We start from the raw sequence: 15,289 nt of genomic DNA, 5'->3' as shown, positions 1-15,289 counted from the left end.
GTCTGTTTTGCTGATTAAAGCGGTGACGCCCGTCTTTATGGCATTAATCGTCTGGCTATAATGTTGAGAACAAAAATAAACAATAAAGATCTAACAATTACGAACCCATCATCGCTCGTTAATAACGTTGCCATGTTAATTATCAACAGAACAGGAATAAGGATTACCCCTGCTAACCTGAACCAATCTTTAAACTTATTAAACCTGCGCACCGTCTTCATTCTTCCTCCGTCTTTTTCCGTAACAACGCGGCAAGCGAACTAAAAAAGAGATAGCTCACGAACCAGAAAAAACCAACCGCAACAATAAAAACCACACTCTCGACATAATCACTCCCCGACGTCCCTTTGACGGCATCCCAGGAGAAATAAATCACCGGAGAAATAATGATTATTGTCAGCGTTAATCTCATGACAAAATCAATGGCAGGCTGTTTGTGAAAATTAATTTTCATGATTATCGGTCTCTTTATTAGTCAGCATGGTTTATTGCGCGGATTGCTGACTCATGATTTCCTTAATTCGTTCCTTGGTCTTATTGGTGAGAACATCGTTTTCCGGTATTTTTTGATTTTTCATCAGGTCGTCCATAAAGTTGGTGAAATCCAGCTTGTTAAAATCAATCCCCTGGAGTTCCGCGGTGGTAATGCCCCGACAGTCAGGACTGCTGGCGCCGCCAAAACCGATATGCAGCTGACCGTTTCTTCCCTGCTGCTGAACGATCTGCGCCAGTTTTGAGTCGAACTGGCAATAGCTCCTTTTTTTCTCCAGGCAAATACCCAGAACTTTTTTAGAGCAGAATTCCCCGATACTGACCGTCAGCTTGTCTTTTTTCGCTTTGGCCAGCGCCTTTTCCTCGCTGCTGCAGCGTGCCAGCCCCACATCCTGGCCCCAGCCGCTGTCTTTGCAGCAGTTACTGAAGCCGGCAGCAAATTTCTTACAGAACTTCGCTTTTCCGGTGAAGGCCCGGACATCCACCCCGTTCAGTGCCGCGACGTCCTTCCCCGCGGCTGCCAGTGCCGCCAGCTCAGATACCGCCTGCCCAAAGTCATTGCTCTTCCCGGACGTGGCTTTGTCACATTCACCATCAAGGCAGAAGACATCACCGCCGCAGATCATTTGCTTGCCACTCGTCCTGGTTTCGCAGGAATACGTTGCATATTCATGCAGGCACGTGCCTTCCTCGCTGGAGAAGGCGCACTGGCGGGATGACAGAGTACAGGCCGTATTTTTCATCAGGCTTTCACAGGAGCCGCTGTCCGCCGGCTGCGTGAGCCAGGTATCCTTATATTTCCAGCAGGCTTCCGTGAACGAGTAATCCCTGCCTCCGAGGGTGATGGTTCGCGTTCCTCCCGGACTGATACATTCCTCCCCCGTTTTTTTTCCTTCATCCTTACTGAACGGACAGCTTTCAACCCAGACGACTTCAGGTGCGTAGACGGTTTCGGTTTCTTCCATCACCAGGGTGACCGTGACCTGTACGGGTTTCTGGCTACCCGATGATACGGTCCGTGATGTTTTGCTTACTGAAAAGTTCTGCCCTGCAGTAACCGCTTTGTCCACACCAAACGACTGATGAATCTTCCCCTTCCCGTCATAGGTATATTTCGTACAATGCGTGTTCTGACCGCCTGAACACATCGATTCTGAACGTGGCCAGCTGATCACATCTATGGGGAACGTTCGCTCAAAGAGGGTCAGGCTTTCACTGACTGCACTCTTGCAGCTATCCCGCACCTTCCCTTCGGAATCGCATTCTTCAATCCAGGGGATCACCAGAGGCTCACCATCCACCGAGGCATTCAGCAGACGACCGTTGGTCGGGATCGTCAGGTTGCCACTCCATTGCCGGGTACTCCGGGCATAATTCAGCGTCACCACCTGCTGATAGGTTCGGTTAACTTTCTGCGTGGTGGCGTTATCCTTCAGGGTCGCTTCCCGTGTGCAAAAATTTTCCACCTGCAGATCACGTTCGCAGGTATGGTTTGTGAACTCGCTGCGGTTCACAACCTGGGCGGTACAGGACTGTCCGGTATCACCGACAATGCTGTCGGCACGGGATTCTGTATCCTTTGCGGCCTGAATAAACGGCGCATCCTGAGATATCTGATCCGGTGGCCGGTTCGTGAACGACTCCGTAATCGTTTTGCCGGTATCTCCCTGGCTGAACTCCAGGGCTGAATCGCTTTTCAGAGAGCTGTCTCCGCTGGCAGTGACGCCGCCGTAGTATTTTGTCTGATCCGGGTTGTCGGTATACCCCGGCAGGTTTTGCTCACCACTGAAATTTTTTAGTGAGTTCAGACCATTGCCCTGCACCTGTTTCGCAAAATCCGAACCGGCTTTATAGTCACTTCCACTGTCAGCGCAGGCGGGGGATGCCAGCCAGATGAAGGCGCTCAGGACAAAAAAATGCGCGGTCAGCACGGAAATAACCGTCTTCATTTACACCCTCCCTCATCCCTCACCATTTCCGGTAACGCCATGAAGTACGGTTTATCTTTCATGGCTGGCTCCCGGCGGCATTCGAGGGCGCATCAAGCATCTGCCGGGCCACCTGTGCGCAGTCACCGGTTTGTGCCACTTTCTCCAGCGCCTGTTTGACGTGAATGTTACCGCGTACCACGTCATACCCGGCCTGACACCGTACCACCAGAGACGGCACACTCCGGATGCTGTACTGCGTATATAGTGTCGGGTCGATCTGCACTCCGTCGGTCACGCCATCCTTCACCAGCTGCAGCACCGCGTCAGTGGTGGTCTTCATGTCGTTATTGACGAGCCCACGCAGTGTCGCCGGAATGCCGTACTGCCGGGTTTCGTGCAGCATCCGCTTCAGCCCCTCTTCAGGTATCGAGAAGGAGACAAAGTACAGCGCCCCTTCTGCCGGCTTTTCCTGATTCGCCGCTTTCTGCTGGCTGACCAGATTATCGATAAACTGGCGGTCTGATTTGGGCAGAGGATTACGGTTGATTTGCGCCTCAAGCTCCTGCTGCAGCTGTTTATCCGGATGCTGGCGCAGCTGTTCGCTGAGGTTCTCCTGCTGCTTCAGCCATTCTCTGTCTGTAACAGAGGAGGTTTCAGCCAACACTGCTCGTCCGGTCAGCAAAAGCATGACCATAAACAGATTCATTAATTTCATGAGAGACTCCTGTCAGAGAAAGACACAATTGCGTTTACGCCACATCAGATAGCCATAGTTCTTACGGGTGTTGGGTGGATTTTTACCGGCCTCCCAGCGCATCACGCTGCGCCCCACGGGATGGCATTGGCCGCTGTCCGGGTACATGTTCACCATCTGATAGCGCCAGCGCTCTTTGGGGATGATCGGGGACGGATACTCATAGCAGACCGCCTTGTCCTTCCCGATGCTCTCCATAATTTGTCCCTGCCGGTGAAGCTTGTACGCCATGCGCTCGCTGACAAGTAACGAGGACTGCAGCGGACTGGACTCGTTGCTTACCCAGCCGCTAAACGGGTACATCGACCCCTGAGAGCCGGCACACCAGAACAAAATATCGAGTGGCATATGAAACGCGCTGGCCATAGCGTCAGCCGCGCACGCCCCCTGTGCGATGGGGTTGGCAAACAGGATGGCTTCCGGATTCAGAATGGTGGTGAGGCTGCTGTCCACCCAGGTCGGGTCAATCTCGGACAGATAGGCTATATCCATGTCTCCGCCTTCCAGACAGCCTGCGGAGGTGATGATGTTCAGCCAGTAGGTCAGCGGGTACTTGTACCAGTGAACGTGATAAAAAGCGCCGTTCACCTGCTTGTCGTCCTTTCTCGCGGTCCCCATACCGGTCTTGCCGAGATTGATACTGAAGCCCCCCAGATTGACCATACAGCCAGGCGAACGGCTGACGTCCGTCATGGCCATCGGCTCCCAGTACCCGATGGCCAGGCCGGGGCGAACAAAAATCGGTGGCGGCGCCGGACACAGCTGCAGGGGACTACCCGGATTGCTGGTATCAGGCAGATCGCCTTTACCAACCTGCACGCTGCCGAGTGACAGGGGGAAGATGCAGCGCCAGCACACATCGGTGATCAGGTTAACAAACCGGCCCTCACAGGAGGGATCAGCAGCCGCACTGAGGCTGTACCCCCACAACATCAGGGTACTCAGGAAAAGCGTCAGGGTTTTCACAGAAACATCCTTATTTTACAGGGAAGGTCTCAATATTCAGGCGTTCACCGGATGGCGCCGGCGTGATCCGCGCCGGGACCGCCGTCAGGCCAAATCGCTTGCTCAGTACGCCGTTCTGGTCGAAATAGATCCGGCTGTCCAGCGCTGCGGAGGTGTCCGGGATACTGCCGCGCACCAGGATAATTTTGCTCATCAGGGTTTCCGGCACCTGACGCTTCATCCAGGCCAGCTGGTCGGCATCGTCTCCATTGATGAAGTACAGGGTCTGGACAAACGGTACGGTTTTAAGCGGGTTCACCACATCGCCCTTGCGGGCAAACACCCGCCCCTCATTGTCCTTCAGGTCTTCGGTCAGGCGGATGCTGGGATCAAACCAGCGCTGCTCGTATTTCTCCGCACGCTTAATGCCCTCCACCGGTGCCGGGCGCTGACTGTTCTCGATAACCCGCTGCTTAAACGCATCCATCGTCTGGTCCCACTGGCCAGAGGATTGCAGTGACTGCAGACGCTGCGTGATGAGCTGCAGCATGTCCTGCTCCCGGACGGGCCATAAATCCCCCCAGGTACCGAGATCAGCCGCCTGAGTCAGCGGCGATACCAGGCAGGCGGCGAGCAGACAGTCTTTCAGTCGTATCATTACTGTTCTCCTTTCATCCGGCGGGCAATGTCGTGCTGGATGTTGCGGGTCACATCGGGCGCGCCCTGAACCACGGCAGGTGAAACCAGAATGACCACATGATGCTGCTGCTGATACTCCGCCAGACTCTTCTCCAGCGCGTCGTTAAACCGGTCAGAGAGCGCTTTTGACTGCGCTTCTGTCAGCTGCTTCTGACTGACACTGTCCATAAAGCTGTCGAGCGTCTTCTTCATATCAAAAGCCACCACCCGCGGTGTGGAGTACTCCAGAACCACGCGTGAGAGAAACGCGCTGGTTGCCAGGGCGAAAAGCACGAGAGCAACGATGACAGATATCCGGCGAAAGGTATGAGAGGTCGTACTGACCGGTTGTTCGGTGTTGTTTTTCATCACTGTTTATCCTCCATGTCATTCACCGGTATTCGGGATTCAAGCTCAGCCATTTCGTCTTTAAAGTTGCGGCACGCCAGTCCGTATACCGCATCGTGGATATCGACCCCCTCCTGCCGGCGTGCTTGCATGTACTCAAAATCCGGGCCTTTGGAGGAGTACATCGCCCGGCTGAGCGGGTCGACGAACAGGCGGTGCCAGGAGCAGTTCGCTTCCACCTGCAGCATAAAAGAGGAGAACCACTGCTCTTTGGCCGAACCGAAGCCGTTAATCATGTCTTTCTCCAGCTTGCTGAACTGATCCGGGTACAGCTGGTTATACTTGGCAAATTCCTTCGCTGACTGCTTCAGAATGGCCTTGTACGATGAGTTCCCCCACGCTGCACGTGCGGCGCTGGAGGCGGTCGGGGAGTCGAAGTCGACGATGTTCTGCGTGATGGTGATGTATGCGCCGGTATGTCGACGCGCGGTACGGTAGCCTTTCTCGATAAACTGCCCCACTTTTTCATTCTTGAAATCAAGGAGCTTCCATCCTTCATCGATGACGTTCAGTTTTTTCAGGCCACGCGGTGACTGATACATCCTGTTCTCGATGTAAATAATCAATGAGAACATCACTGCGATAAGCAGAGAGGGCCTCGACTCCAGGCCACCGAGCTCCAGTACCACCATCCGGGCATCATCGTGGAGTGTTGGTTTATCTGAGTTGAAATAGTCCCCGTAGATCCCATTCACCGTGTACTGATCGAGCAGGATTATCATCTCGTCCAGACGGCCCCGGATTGTCGGGGAATCAGCATATTCATCGCTGTCCTTCGCGTCCTGTAAAAACTGCACTACGTCATCAACGCGTGCATGATTACGTTTGCTTAACCAGGCCGCCTGCACTGCCTACAGAAGCAGGCCTTCATGGACTTCATCGAGGTTGCCGTTCGGACTGGCCATGACAGACATCTGATCGCGTATACGTTCTGCTGACATGTCGAAGTGAGCATCATCCAGCACGTTGGCGAACGGGTTAAACTTGAGGGTATCGCCATCGAGATATACGCCCCTCATGTTTTCACACAGGGACTTATAGCCATCCCCCATGTCGAACACCCAGGCAAACCCGCCGGAGTCGAGCACACTGCGAATGAGGGGCTGAATCAGACCGGTTTTACCCGCCCCGGACGTCCCGCAGACCGCCATGTTGAAATTGGTATTGTTCATTCCCTCGTAGAACAGGTCGATGAACGCCAGCTGGTTTCGGTAGGTGGGCGCCAGGAGTCCCGCCGGCGCCAGCGGGCTGTCAGCGACGATCGGCAGGAGGTTAGCCACCTGGAACGTCTCCGCCCGCTTAACCACGCCTGCCGCCTGCAGCTCTTTAAACAGACCCTCACCACACTTGAACGGCATCATGGCCAGAAAGTTACGCAGGTGATGGTAGCGGGCCGGGATAAGCTGGAAACCGCCTTTACGGTAGCTGTTGAGCACCTGCTGTTCAGCGGCGAGAGAGGCCTCTGTGCTGTCTGCGGTGTACGTGGTGATATTAAAGAAATAGGACACCAGGGAGGTCTGGTTGGTCGACAGTCGCTGGCGGATATCGCCCCACTCCTGCATTTCCTTTATCACGTTAGGAAAGTACTTCGCGTAGGAGGTTTTGCTTTTCTTCTCCACGTCCATGAACTTCAGGTTGGCTTCGTTCTGGGTCTTCACCTGGTCCTCCACCATCAGCGTCAGCGTGATGACAAAGGGGCAGGAAATGGAGAGCTCCGGGTTAAGCAGGTTGGCGTAGTTGTCCGCAGCGGTCCAGAGGAAGGCCATTTCCGGATCACTCTCCAGATGGTAGCTCGTCACCCGGGTCACGCACTCTTTCCCGTCGCGCCCCAGGCGGCCAATTTTCAGATGACCGGCGGTGACCTGCATATCAAAGCTGTCATCGACACACTGATAGTTCAGATCCTGATAGGGGTCCAGCTTATACGGTACGCGGTACATTTCGTGCGGGTCCGGGTTTATCAGCTCACGCATCAGTTCGACCAGCCCGGCAGCATCAAGGATACGCGTCGGAATATAGGCACCGCCCAGTGACGCCCGCAGGATTTTTATCTGGTTCTCCATCTCGACAATTTGCGTGGTGGAGTTCTTCTTCCTGGGTACACAGCAGGAGATGTACACGCGGTAGTTACGCAGCGTCAGGGGCAAATCCAGATCAGGAGGCAGGGGGAACTTCGTCTCCGCTGCCCGGAGGTAGTAGGCCTGGGTAATGGCGTTAAACTTCTTAGCCTGTTTACCACTCCAGCGGAATTCACGCAGACCATAGTCGATATCATTGCCGACAAGTTTGCTGGAGACCAGATGAAAACTGACCGGGACGCCCCGGGGCAGTTTGCTGCGCAGTAAATGCTCCAGTGTTGCGACGATACTTTTATCCGCACCGGGTAAAGGACGCGCCTCAAACATAAAACCGACGGTTTTATTATTAATAAACAGACCGGTCGCGGAATCATAATCCTTATAGGGCAGAATACGGCTGAACTGGGGGAAATTCATGCTGCCCAGCGTGTCATTGGCTTTAGCGGATTCGTCGGGCAGCTTCAGTGCTGATACGAGTGAATTCACAGCCTGGGTGACGGTATCAATGATGTTATTACTCATGCGGTCGTTCCTTTAAAAGCATTTCAAAACAACAAGGGTAATAAATGGCAAGAAGAATATTCATAGCCGCACTAGAAACTCCTTCTTATAATGGAAAGCACAGGAATGAAAAACAATAAACACATGGAGGCAATAATCTGGCCCATAAAGATCGCATCCAACAACATCGCCCCTTGCCACAAACAAATAAGCAGAGTGATAAATAATAAAACCACATGAAAGAAAACAATCAGGAACAGAAGGTTCGCTGAGAACTCCCCATCACTAATTTCCACCTCCAGGCAGAAAAAATAAAAGACACACAAACTACAGATAATATAGAGGCCTTCATGTCGAATACCCTGAAAGAAATCAGGAGAAAACTCTCCTGCCAGTCCATTGTACGTCAGCCTGACTCCCAGATAGATGAGCCAGTAGACTGGAGGGATAAACAAAAAACCATACTTTCTAAAAAACAGCATCATATCCATCCCCTGTTTATTTTAACCAGCATTTCATTTTTTGTTAGCTTTATATAATTCCCACTGATGGATATACGAATAATACTGCCTACCAGGCACATTAATGATGATGCCATCACAGTCAAGTTTATTTACAGGGCTGGTAAAAGCGCCTGTCGGTATGTTTACTTCAAGTGTATTGCAGTCGTTTTTCCAGTGTCTACCTGCTTCAAGTTCATCCATCGAAAATGAGTGAATGGAGATAACGAACATCCCGCAAAACCCAACCACCGCCATAAGCGCACAGTATATGAATGTATCGCCTCTGTTAACTCGAAGATTGAATTTTTCAGGGATGGCAACCATTGCCAGCGCACCGACCACACCAATAACAAAAAGAATCAGGCATATACCGTTAAGCCATGCAACGTTATGTCCAAGTATATAGTACGCTTTCACTTTCTTATTCCTTATGCTGCATACTTTCAAATAACGTGAGATTGTTAATACTGACCATCGGTCTTACTATTCACCTGCCCCATCCGATCAAAGGAATAAATCAAGACATAAAACATATAAAAGATCACTGTGGCTGTAAAAAATCCCGTTATTACTGACAGAGTCAAATCAGGAGAACCGGCCCACATGTTTTTATCCATGAATACCATGAAAGAAAATAAAGCACTGAGACCTGTAAGCCCAAACAACATTAAAATATAGGAAAGCGCATCTCTTATAAAAACACCCATAATTACATAGCCGTAACCACAGATAATGATTGCCATTGCAAAAAACAGTCGTACATAACCATCACTATCAAAACTTAACAGAGATTCAGCCATTTACCCACCCTCACTCAATGTTTCCATCACGCTGTTCAAAGGCTCGCGTGTTTTAATTTCAATGCACTCTCCTGTATTACTTCCGTAACCTCTGCCTCCACGTGCTTCGAGTACCCGTAGCATTTTTATGCAGACATCTGTATTAGGCATGGGAGTAATATCCCAAATTCCACCACCACTACTCGGCGTCATCAGCACCAGAAAAATAAAGGCATGCATACTTTATTGCCTCTGTTTATATATTAACGAATGAATATTTCTTTCATTGCCTCTGCGAGAGTTGTTTGCTTATCGCCACTTATCGCTCTGTCATAATCAGCCTTGCTGACATTTTCAATAACATCACCACACTGAAGTCGATTTTGCGCAGGAGAGAAAAACCCTTTATCAATATTAGTCTCAAGCAACCGGCAGTCATTTTTCCAGTGATGAGAAAGCGCTTCGGGTACTGTATTACTGTCAGTAGAAAATAGCAGGACATAACCTGCCAATAAAAACACCAGCCACATCGCCCATCCGAATAACTCTCTCATAACAAGCTTTTCCTTTCAGTAAATAACATCATTGCACTTTATTTTCAGATAAACTTCCTTCTGGCCTGTACTTAACGGGAAGGTAGCGGGTTGTTCCGTCAGGACAGGACCAGGCATCTTTGCGCCCATTAAATCCTTGTTGAGCATCAAAAGCTGATATCTTGCAGTTTGTTAATGTATTCATTGTATTCTTTTTTCTTAAAATCATTTCCTTATAAGCATCCTCTGGTGACAAAATAACAAGGGCAGTTATAACATGAAGAATTAAAACCCCAGAGAACATGCATACGCGCCACACCCTTCTCTCAAACGCCCTTGATGCAAAAAATCCAACTATCACTCCCATACCAATAGCGAGAAAAAAATAAAATATATAAAATGAGTCAGCCCGAACAAGCTTATAAGAGAATGTTAAGAGATTAATCATAATCAACCCACCTATTTAAATAACGCCTTACACAAAGATACATGAGCGTAATATCTGCGTCTGAGCACGCTACCGCCCATCCCTTTCAACGCAGAGGGCACTCGTTATAATTCAGAAATGAAAACTTACTGCAGCGCCAGTAATGGCGCTGTGAATCAATTAAGGCGAGGTTGTCCCCACGCCGATGGTGTCACGACAAAAAGAACTGTTGCTGGCTGGTGATATACATCATCTGCATCCACGTACGGCGCTATCCACAATGACGTTGTCTCCTCCCCTTTTCTTAATGGCCGGGGATAATTACCAGGAACCGTCACCGGCGATGTAAAAGTTGATACACTCACTGGTCGAACAGCTGGCGCTACAGCCACGGGCCGATACACCGGCGTACTGACTTTCCTGTTATTCGTCAGCAATCCTGACGTTACTGTATTAGTCGGTGCAGTTGTCGTTGCTCCGGGACGCATTAAATTTGGCTGTGGCGGCAACGGGTACGAATTAACTGATGTGGTTCTGAAATTACCCTCAGCCAGTTGTGGCAACCCGGCCGCAGCCGGCTTTGCATCACTGCGTTCCTCTTTCAGCTTCGCTTTTTCATTTGCCTGCTCCATCGTCATACAGGTATCCGACGTCGTGGCATTACATTGAAATTCGGTCTCTGTGCCCGCACACCCGGTTAAGAGCAAAGCGCTGCCCAGAGGAATTAACAGCATTAATTCCTTCATATATTCACCCGTAATCTGTTTATTTTTTAAAAATCGATTTCCAGTCAGTCTTCCTGAATACTGCTTCTGCAAGATTATTAGCAGCCCTTACAAGCTCCTCATAAAGTTTGGGGTCTAAATAATTTGCAGATTGAGGTACAGGCTTAGGCTCCTTTTTCTCCTGCTTCCTGTTCATTACGCAGGCCCCCCCTGACATCCTTCACCCGAGAAATCCCCTGCGGACAGGAGTCCTACGGAAAACCACAGCCATCCCGGTAAACACCACCGCCATCAGCAGCCAGAGCCAGAGAATATTATGCGTATAGCTCTGGTCGATATATGCTGCATACCCTGCCGCATCCGTACTGACGGTGGTGCAGTCTTCCTGTAAAACCGGAGGCAGTGGAGCGTTCACCGCATCACCATTAAGTTCTTTCGGCCCCGTGCAGTCCTGAATGACATATCCCTCCTGCTGCACAGACTCTACGGTTTTCACCAGCGTCTGGCCGAACGTGTACGGTCCCGTCAGGAACACCAGAACAACCAGTAACATCATCATGGCCAGCGGATACACCACCGCACACTTAACCAGCCAGTGAGCCCAGCGCAGTGCTGACAGAACAGCAGTAATGAGAGACTTAGCCATTATTTTCCCCCTGCGGCGCTGCGCCCGGAGAGAACTCCCGCGGATCAAGTTTGCCCAGCTTCTTCAGCATCTCGTCAGTATTGAATCCGTTCATACCGCCGCCTGACTGATGATGTGCATCAGCCTGCGGTGCCGGCTCCGCCTCCTGATTCTGAGCCTGCTGTTGCCCGTTCTTTTCCGCTTCCAGCTCTTCAATCGTTTTCAGCTGGAATCCATCCTGGAACACGACGGTCACTTCGTTGCCCGCACCGATCGGGATAACTGGGTGATACTGCTCAGAACGTTTAATGTAGTATTCACTCAGCGATGAACCACCTTTGGACGCTCCGCCGCCAATCCCCATTTTGAGTACATCAGCTGCGCCGACAGTTGCCGTGGCGCCCAGCCCCACAGCCGGCTGAGAAGCACGTTCTATTCCCTGGCCAATCCCATCAACAAAACCGGCCCCCCATGCCCAGCCGAGGATTTTTCCGTTACGCATCACCACCTCTCCCTTAATCCCGTTTTTCCCCATAAAGGAAACGTGGCCGTTAATTGGCTGATCGATGGTTTTATCACCTTTGATACAGCTGATATTGCGGGTCCGGACAATGGCGCGCTCACTCGATACGTCGCCCCAGGCTTCAAGCCCCACAAAACACCCTGTCAGGTCGTAGGTTTTGCTGTTTGGCATTTCCACGCGACCGGTGATACGCAGCTGCATCGGCACAGTGGATTCATTGCCGGTAACAGACGCGTTGGCATCTGCCCCCTCGATAAGCATGCTTTTTGCAAAGCTCCCCGACGGAATGTACGGCAATGACTTCGCTTTCTTTCCTTTGACATAACTGAACGTTTTACGCTGTATCTGGTTTGGTACCGGCACAGACTGGTAGCTGACCTGCGGCGGCGGTGTCATACCATTCCCCGGATAGAATGCCGTCGGAGGCGGTACCGCGGCGCCGGTCTGCGGCGGATAACTGGCTGGCTGCGGCTCACCTTCCGGCCCGGGTGGCGGTGACGGAGGAGTCGGCGCGGGCTCGCCACCAGAGACAGCCGGTTTCACGCCCAGCGCCTTCAGCTGAGTCTGCATGGCTTCATTATCACTGCTGAGCTTGTCGATACGTATCTGGTCAGCGGTTCGCGCCTTACTCAGCAGGTCCACTTCCCCCTGCAGGGAGTCAAAACGCTTGTTGAGATCTGCGGCTGTCGCCTGCATTTCTGTTGTCGCGTGCTGCTCCACCTTACTGTTGAAGCTGCTGTCGACCACCCCGGTCATATCCGGCGCGGGTTCGCCCTGAGCCGGGGCTTCCTCATCAGAGCTCATGTTCAGATCTGACAGATACAGCCCGCCTCCGACGGCTGCTGCGCCGCCCGCCAGAATGAGTCCCAGCCAGATATATTGTTTACGTTTGATCAGCGTGTTGAAGTTGGCCATCAGCGCTTCACTCCTTCATCTGACGTCGTGACCCAGATCTGCATGCGACCACCGGCAGTCAGCAGGCCCGCCGGGGTACTGAACATGACGGCACGTGTTCCGGGCTGCCAGAAATCGCTTTCACGCACCATACGGGCCGACAGGGAGACATTGTCCAGACTGTAACGGACAACTTTCAGGTGATGACCGACCCAGACCCGATCGGCAGTGGCGCGCAGACCAGCCGGCACCTGCAGCACTTCAGAAGTGACGGGGACAGACTGATACTCATCGGGTACGCTGCCCTGTCGCACGGCGCGATTCAGCGAAACCAGTAACGATTCATAGGGATTCGACTCTTCCCAGGCTTTTGCCGGACCGGGGGTACCCGCCAGCTCGCTGACCAGCTGAATTGTCCGGCCTGAGCCCGCACGGGGCACGGCACGAATGGAGAAGTTCAGCCCGCGTTCGGTTTCCACAATGAAGGTGAATGGTTTTTTACTGACGGTCGCCAGAATGGCGCCGCCGCTGTCGGTCTGCTCCTGGTTTGTCAGGCCGCCGTCCAGGCTGTTTATCGCCGTGATGCGATCTCCAGGTACTGTGAACAGATTCGGATCGGTGTTACTCACGGCAATATTTGCCTGACCGCCATTGGTCAGGGGAACCACTGTCGGCGCCAGCGTACCGCTAAGGGTCGCTGACATCGCAGGGGCGACCAACAGCAGACAACCTGAAATAAATAACGGGTTAATTTTTTTCATTATTTATTTCTCCGAAACGCGCCAGCCAGCTGACACCATCGACACGACTGAACTGAATGACATAACTTTTAATTTCACTGTAGGGTTTGGAATCCCCTATCCACGTTTTCAGTTCACCCCGGATATCCACGCGGTTCTCTGCCGGCCACGCACGGATCGAGGTCATATAAAAGGTGGCATTAACGTTATTGTCTTTAATGCGTTTCGCATCTTCAGCCAGCTGGACCTTTAGGCTGTTCTGCGCAGCGGGTAATACATACCGGAGAAGCTGCTGATGCTGGGCATCAACCGTTTCCGGCGTGACATTCAGACGCAGGGCAACAAAGGACAGGCCCAGCTGCTCAATATAAGAAGCGTCAGCCTGGTTCTGAGACACCGCAAAGGGGGCACGGAATAACATCGGTGTCACCGCCACTTTCTGTTCCGTCTGCAGACGGTAATTATTTATGCCCTGGATAATATTGGTCGCAAGACTGAGGGTCAGGAGTGTCCCCAGACTGATAAATCCCACAGCGATAACGCGGGTGGTATTTTGTCTGGCACCATGTTCCATATGTTATTTCCCCGTTGATTTATTTAATCCACTGCCGGAAACAGGAGTCCGGAACATCATGAAAGAAACCTTTAAGAAGGGAGGTTGGCAGATACCAGTAAATCAGGTCGCGTAGCCAGGAACTGCCCCGCCCTTTTTTCAGTTTCTTGATACCCCAGAAAACCAGTGCCGCTGCAGCCATACCAAAAATGAACTTGCTGGTCCAGAAACCCCAGCCGAGACAAATCACGGCCGGGATAAGTTCATCGAGATATAAGCCAAACCAGCGGGACTGGTTAGTCAGTGTTTCCGGGAAACGGTATCGCTTTAATTCGTCTCCCGTCATCACGTGCTTCCTGTCAGTAACCGGCGACCGACATACCGATGGTGATAAAGGTGGAAATAATCGCGAAGCCAAACAGGAACTTCACGTTTTTGGTCATCATGTACATGATGCCGCCGGCGACAACTTCTGCCAGAACCACCCATTTGACGACGCTGGACTGCTTACCAAACGTGCCTTTAACGGTCGCATCCCCGGACTTCATCAGGTCGGTTGCCGTGGTGGTGGCCATCGCAGCATCCGGGAAGAACGCCGCCACAGCAGCAACCGGCAGCGCAACTTTAGCGGCTTTCAGGGCTTTCTTTTTATTGAAAACGCGGGACATAAAAGATGGTTTGGTTTTTTCAGGGACAGCAGAGCCCTGAACACTTAATACAGCATTCATATTTATTTCCTTTTAAATAGATAATGTTTAAATGGTAATACCTTCGGGACTACTTATGTTTCAGATACAGACCTCCTTATCACTTCGACTTCAGAGCTATAAAAATCAGGAAATTCGAACAGATGCGCTTTGAGACGAAGATAAACTTCATGCGACTTGCTTCTGTTACTTTTATTTTTAGCTGCAATCAGTTTTTTGTTTGTTTCCTCATCAAAGCGGGCCATAACAACAGGACCAAAACTCACACTCTTATAAGTTACAGTTGGATAAAAATCTGGATAGCGTAAAAGGTGATCCTTAACCCTAAGCACAACCTCCCCAGCCTTACTACGTCCGCTTCTCTCTTTGGCGTTTACCAATTTCAGATGCGTATCTTCATCAAGTTTAAAACTTACGCATGGACCTAATGCCGGACGAGTAGTCATTCGCCTCACTTGCACCTCCACTCTACTTTTCAATAGGAGTAGTCTCA

General features: G+C 51.4%; 20 protein-coding genes and 2 pseudogenes. All 22 read right to left on the bottom strand.

What is annotated here, in order from left to right:
- Positions 1-35: 35 nt before the first annotated feature.
- Positions 36-221 carry a hypothetical protein gene (locus R0140_RS27700; protein WP_032446653.1) on the bottom strand — a complete coding sequence of 62 codons (186 nt, stop codon included), beginning with the start codon at positions 219-221 and terminating at the stop codon, positions 36-38.
- Positions 218-454 (bottom strand): conjugal transfer protein TrbE, encoded by a 237-nt coding sequence (trbE, locus tag R0140_RS27695; protein WP_317704074.1) that lies wholly within the window; start codon positions 452-454, stop codon positions 218-220. Before trbE ends, R0140_RS27700 begins: the two co-directional genes overlap by 4 nt.
- Positions 455-485: 31 nt before the next feature.
- A complete protein-coding gene (gene traN / locus R0140_RS27690; RefSeq protein ID WP_015065636.1) occupies positions 486-2,441 on the bottom strand; it encodes a type-F conjugative transfer system mating-pair stabilization protein TraN in 1,956 nt (651 codons plus the stop codon).
- 58 nt (positions 2,442-2,499) lie between these two features.
- Positions 2,500-3,138, bottom strand: a complete 639-nt coding sequence (gene trbC / locus R0140_RS27685) for a type-F conjugative transfer system pilin assembly protein TrbC (RefSeq protein ID WP_015065635.1) — start codon at positions 3,136-3,138, stop codon at positions 2,500-2,502.
- 12 nt (positions 3,139-3,150) lie between these two features.
- Positions 3,151-4,110 carry a conjugal transfer pilus assembly protein TraU gene (traU, locus tag R0140_RS27680; RefSeq protein ID WP_317704091.1) on the bottom strand — a complete coding sequence of 320 codons (960 nt, stop codon included), beginning with the start codon at positions 4,108-4,110 and terminating at the stop codon, positions 3,151-3,153.
- Between the two features lie 43 nt (positions 4,111-4,153).
- Positions 4,154-4,780, bottom strand: a complete 627-nt coding sequence (traW, locus tag R0140_RS27675) for a type-F conjugative transfer system protein TraW (RefSeq protein ID WP_004152590.1) — start codon at positions 4,778-4,780, stop codon at positions 4,154-4,156.
- Positions 4,780-5,169 carry a type-F conjugative transfer system protein TrbI gene (gene trbI / locus R0140_RS27670; RefSeq protein ID WP_004152591.1) on the bottom strand — a complete coding sequence of 130 codons (390 nt, stop codon included), beginning with the start codon at positions 5,167-5,169 and terminating at the stop codon, positions 4,780-4,782. The genes traW and trbI overlap by 1 nt, the downstream gene beginning before the upstream one ends.
- Positions 5,169-7,808: pseudogene (gene traC, locus R0140_RS27665) on the bottom strand (type IV secretion system protein TraC). The gene trbI and the pseudogene traC overlap by 1 nt, the downstream one beginning before the upstream one ends.
- A gap of 71 nt (positions 7,809-7,879) precedes the next feature.
- Positions 7,880-8,278, bottom strand: a complete 399-nt coding sequence (locus R0140_RS27660; protein WP_015065631.1) for a hypothetical protein — start codon at positions 8,276-8,278, stop codon at positions 7,880-7,882.
- 24 nt (positions 8,279-8,302) lie between these two features.
- Positions 8,303-8,707 carry a hypothetical protein gene (locus R0140_RS27655; protein WP_023320104.1) on the bottom strand — a complete coding sequence of 135 codons (405 nt, stop codon included), beginning with the start codon at positions 8,705-8,707 and terminating at the stop codon, positions 8,303-8,305.
- A 44-nt stretch (positions 8,708-8,751) separates the two neighbouring features.
- Positions 8,752-9,090: a hypothetical protein gene (locus tag R0140_RS27650; RefSeq protein WP_099743479.1), complete on the bottom strand. Its 339-nt coding sequence runs from the start codon at positions 9,088-9,090 to the stop codon at positions 8,752-8,754.
- Positions 9,091-9,309 (bottom strand): hypothetical protein, encoded by a 219-nt coding sequence (locus R0140_RS27645; protein WP_004171484.1) that lies wholly within the window; start codon positions 9,307-9,309, stop codon positions 9,091-9,093.
- A 23-nt stretch (positions 9,310-9,332) separates the two neighbouring features.
- The gene (locus R0140_RS27640) at positions 9,333-9,623 is read right to left on the bottom strand and encodes a hypothetical protein (RefSeq protein ID WP_032426790.1); all 291 of its coding nucleotides are present in this window, start codon (positions 9,621-9,623) and stop codon (positions 9,333-9,335) included.
- A gap of 28 nt (positions 9,624-9,651) precedes the next feature.
- Positions 9,652-10,050, bottom strand: a complete 399-nt coding sequence (locus R0140_RS27635) for a hypothetical protein (protein WP_223177007.1) — start codon at positions 10,048-10,050, stop codon at positions 9,652-9,654.
- A 155-nt stretch (positions 10,051-10,205) separates the two neighbouring features.
- Positions 10,206-10,775 (bottom strand): type IV conjugative transfer system lipoprotein TraV, encoded by a 570-nt coding sequence (traV, locus tag R0140_RS27630; protein ID WP_015065628.1) that lies wholly within the window; start codon positions 10,773-10,775, stop codon positions 10,206-10,208.
- A gap of 205 nt (positions 10,776-10,980) precedes the next feature.
- A pseudogene (gene traP / locus R0140_RS27625) lies at positions 10,981-11,400 on the bottom strand (conjugal transfer pilus-stabilizing protein TraP); the annotation flags it as partial.
- Complete coding sequence (gene traB / locus R0140_RS27620) at positions 11,393-12,817, bottom strand: F-type conjugal transfer pilus assembly protein TraB (RefSeq protein WP_317704073.1); 1,425 nt, start codon at positions 12,815-12,817, stop codon at positions 11,393-11,395. The gene traB and the pseudogene traP, both read right to left, overlap by 8 nt.
- Positions 12,817-13,557, bottom strand: coding sequence for a type-F conjugative transfer system secretin TraK (gene traK, locus R0140_RS27615; protein WP_004152497.1), 741 nt, complete (start codon positions 13,555-13,557; stop codon positions 12,817-12,819). The genes traB and traK overlap by 1 nt, the downstream gene beginning before the upstream one ends.
- The gene (gene traE / locus R0140_RS27610) at positions 13,544-14,110 is read right to left on the bottom strand and encodes a type IV conjugative transfer system protein TraE (RefSeq protein WP_004152602.1); all 567 of its coding nucleotides are present in this window, start codon (positions 14,108-14,110) and stop codon (positions 13,544-13,546) included. Before traE ends, traK begins: the two co-directional genes overlap by 14 nt.
- 19 nt (positions 14,111-14,129) lie before the next feature.
- A complete protein-coding gene (traL, locus tag R0140_RS27605) occupies positions 14,130-14,435 on the bottom strand; it encodes a type IV conjugative transfer system protein TraL (RefSeq protein WP_004178059.1) in 306 nt (101 codons plus the stop codon).
- Between the two features lie 13 nt (positions 14,436-14,448).
- Entirely contained in the window at positions 14,449-14,817 is a 369-nt protein-coding gene (gene traA, locus R0140_RS27600) for a type IV conjugative transfer system pilin TraA (RefSeq protein WP_004178060.1), read from the bottom strand.
- A gap of 53 nt (positions 14,818-14,870) precedes the next feature.
- Positions 14,871-15,242 (bottom strand): TraY domain-containing protein, encoded by a 372-nt coding sequence (locus R0140_RS27595; protein WP_317704072.1) that lies wholly within the window; start codon positions 15,240-15,242, stop codon positions 14,871-14,873.
- Positions 15,243-15,289 lie beyond the last annotated feature (47 nt).

The sequence above is a fragment of the Klebsiella sp. w6 genome (assembly GCF_033100215.1).
Taxonomy (GTDB): domain Bacteria; phylum Pseudomonadota; class Gammaproteobacteria; order Enterobacterales; family Enterobacteriaceae; genus Klebsiella; species Klebsiella variicola.
Note: the sequence above shows the minus strand (reverse complement) of the source record. Positions and strands in the feature narration are given on the sequence as shown.

Bases quoted from the DNA above. Each gene is read 5' to 3' on its own strand.
- traE (WP_004152602.1), bottom strand. From the start codon at position 14,110: ATGGAACATGGTGCCAGACAAAATACCACCCGCGTTATCGCTGTGGGA.
- traW (WP_004152590.1), bottom strand. From the start codon at position 4,780: ATGATACGACTGAAAGACTGTCTGCTCGCCGCCTGCCTGGTATCGCCG.
- traA (WP_004178060.1), bottom strand. From the start codon at position 14,817: ATGAATGCTGTATTAAGTGTTCAGGGCTCTGCTGTCCCTGAAAAAACC.
- traV (WP_015065628.1), bottom strand. From the start codon at position 10,775: ATGAAGGAATTAATGCTGTTAATTCCTCTGGGCAGCGCTTTGCTCTTA.
- traU (WP_317704091.1), bottom strand. From the start codon at position 4,110: ATGTTGTGGGGGTACAGCCTCAGTGCGGCTGCTGATCCCTCCTGTGAG.
- R0140_RS27595 (WP_317704072.1), bottom strand. From the start codon at position 15,242: ATGACTACTCGTCCGGCATTAGGTCCATGCGTAAGTTTTAAACTTGAT.
- traK (WP_004152497.1), bottom strand. From the start codon at position 13,557: ATGAAAAAAATTAACCCGTTATTTATTTCAGGTTGTCTGCTGTTGGTC.
- trbI (WP_004152591.1), bottom strand. From the start codon at position 5,169: ATGAAAAACAACACCGAACAACCGGTCAGTACGACCTCTCATACCTTT.
- R0140_RS27700 (WP_032446653.1), bottom strand. From the start codon at position 221: ATGAAGACGGTGCGCAGGTTTAATAAGTTTAAAGATTGGTTCAGGTTA.
- trbC (WP_015065635.1), bottom strand. From the start codon at position 3,138: ATGAAATTAATGAATCTGTTTATGGTCATGCTTTTGCTGACCGGACGA.
- trbE (WP_317704074.1), bottom strand. From the start codon at position 454: ATGAAAATTAATTTTCACAAACAGCCTGCCATTGATTTTGTCATGAGA.
- traL (WP_004178059.1), bottom strand. From the start codon at position 14,435: ATGACGGGAGACGAATTAAAGCGATACCGTTTCCCGGAAACACTGACT.
- traB (WP_317704073.1), bottom strand. From the start codon at position 12,817: ATGGCCAACTTCAACACGCTGATCAAACGTAAACAATATATCTGGCTG.
- R0140_RS27640 (WP_032426790.1), bottom strand. From the start codon at position 9,623: ATGAGAGAGTTATTCGGATGGGCGATGTGGCTGGTGTTTTTATTGGCA.
- R0140_RS27645 (WP_004171484.1), bottom strand. From the start codon at position 9,309: ATGCATGCCTTTATTTTTCTGGTGCTGATGACGCCGAGTAGTGGTGGT.
- R0140_RS27650 (WP_099743479.1), bottom strand. From the start codon at position 9,090: ATGGCTGAATCTCTGTTAAGTTTTGATAGTGATGGTTATGTACGACTG.
- traN (WP_015065636.1), bottom strand. From the start codon at position 2,441: ATGAAGACGGTTATTTCCGTGCTGACCGCGCATTTTTTTGTCCTGAGC.
- R0140_RS27635 (WP_223177007.1), bottom strand. From the start codon at position 10,050: ATGATTAATCTCTTAACATTCTCTTATAAGCTTGTTCGGGCTGACTCA.
- R0140_RS27660 (WP_015065631.1), bottom strand. From the start codon at position 8,278: ATGGATATGATGCTGTTTTTTAGAAAGTATGGTTTTTTGTTTATCCCT.